Genomic DNA, 1,800 nt, shown 5'->3' on the forward strand with positions numbered 1-1,800 from the left:
GCTGTGGAGTAAATTCTTTGCGTCCTTGCATAAGGACAAGATACTAAATATTTTTATATTTTTGAGTTGTGCAACAGGCACATCGTATTGGCAATGGCGGGCTGAACGGCTTCGTATCAACGGAAGTGCAAAATTCAGCTTCTGTTCTTCGATTGAACGACAGTACTAAAAATCCCGCCCATCGCCAATACGCGGCCCGTTGTGCGTCATGCACGACAGTATTAAACCCGATAACAATAAATTAACCAGCAAAACACTTATTCTAAAAGCAAGCTAATGAACGAGAATCTCCAACAACAAAACATTCATTGTGAATTAGAAGAAGCAAGAGAGCAACAAAGATTAAATATACCAGCTAAAAGACTACTTGAAAAGTTAGTACCGATTCCCAGCAACGTTTTAGATTTACAAAGGAGGTGGTTTTGGGAACTTCTACAAAATGCAAGTGACTACAATGACATAGTTGACATAATTTTAGAATTGCAAGAAAACAAAATTATATTCAAGCACAACGGCAACCCATTTAGACCAATTGATACAGAAAATTTAATTGCCCCTGATTCAGGAAAAGACAGCGAAGAATTAAAAGATAAGGATATGATAGGACAGTTTGGAACTGGCTTCATATCAACACATATTCTTTCAGCAAAAATCACAGTAGAAGGTGTAATTAAATCTGAAAGAATACAAGATTCATATTCAAAGTTTAAGTTTGATTTAAATAGACTTCAATACAATGATAAAGAAGCTCTTAAAAAATCAATACAAGATTCATCTAAAGAACTTAACCAAAATGTCCAAACCATAGATTATAATCCCAAAGAATTCAATACAGTTTTCACATACGATTTAACTATTCATCTTGACAATATAAACCCAATAGAAATAGTCAATAAAGGGTTAGAATATGTTACCGATGTACTTCCCTACACTCTTGCTTTCATGCCCAAGGTTCAATCTGTAACAATAGACAACCAGAGCAATGATTTTTTTCAATCAAAATCAAAACGGTTTTCAATAAAAAATAGAACAACTGATGCAGTTGATGTAAGCGTTGTAACAATTGGGTTAAAAGAAAATGAAGAACCCGAAGAAATAAATCTTAAAATATTCAATGAACAAGGAACTGAAATAATAGTGAATATTCAACAAGGAAAGATTTTACCTTATCCTAAAAGTATAACTAAACTATTTTGCTCTTTGCCAATGATTGGAACAGAAGACTTTAGTTTTCCTGTTGTAATTAATTCAAAGTCATTTATTCCAAAAAATGAACGAGATGGCATAAACCTTAGCAATAATGACGTTCCGAATAGAAATATTATCAAAAATGCAGTTGTCGCTTTTTCCAAACTAATTACCCATGTTTCAAATGAGTCTGTAAAAGATTGCTTTTACCTATTGAATTGCCCAACAATACATTTGAAAAATGAAACAGATAAAACATGGTACAAAACTAATATCCTTGATAAAATAAAAGACTTATTACTTAACGCTAAAATTGTGGACAGTTATTCGGAAAGAATTCTTTTAAAAGACACCCTTTTCCCATACATTCCAGCGGACGAGATGCAAAAAGAAACTCATTTGCAATTTTTGCTTAGTTTCTATAAATCAGTTACAGGCTTTAAACCAAATAAAACTCCAGAAGAAATTAATTTTTTGAACTGGTATAATGCAATTGATTTCAGCATTTTCACAAAAAATAAGAGACTGTAAAATAAACTGTGTCAAGGATAATAAATAGAAGTATTATTTTTGACATAGTAATTATGAGTATTAAGGAAAACGATTTTGATT

The 1,800-nt window shown here is 31.9% G+C and carries 1 protein-coding gene; it reads left to right on the forward strand.

Features of this window, described 5'->3' with window-relative positions; all coding sequences use genetic code 11:
• Nucleotides 1-276: 276 nt before the first annotated feature.
• The gene (locus A37S_RS0122465; protein WP_028298879.1) at nucleotides 277-1,719 is read left to right on the forward strand and encodes a sacsin N-terminal ATP-binding-like domain-containing protein; all 1,443 of its coding nucleotides are present in this window, start codon (nucleotides 277-279) and stop codon (nucleotides 1,717-1,719) included.
• The last annotated feature ends 81 nt before the right edge of the window (nucleotides 1,720-1,800 follow it).

Source organism: Olivibacter sitiensis DSM 17696, from assembly GCF_000427965.1.
Classification (GTDB): Bacteria; Bacteroidota; Bacteroidia; order Sphingobacteriales; family Sphingobacteriaceae; genus Olivibacter; species Olivibacter sitiensis.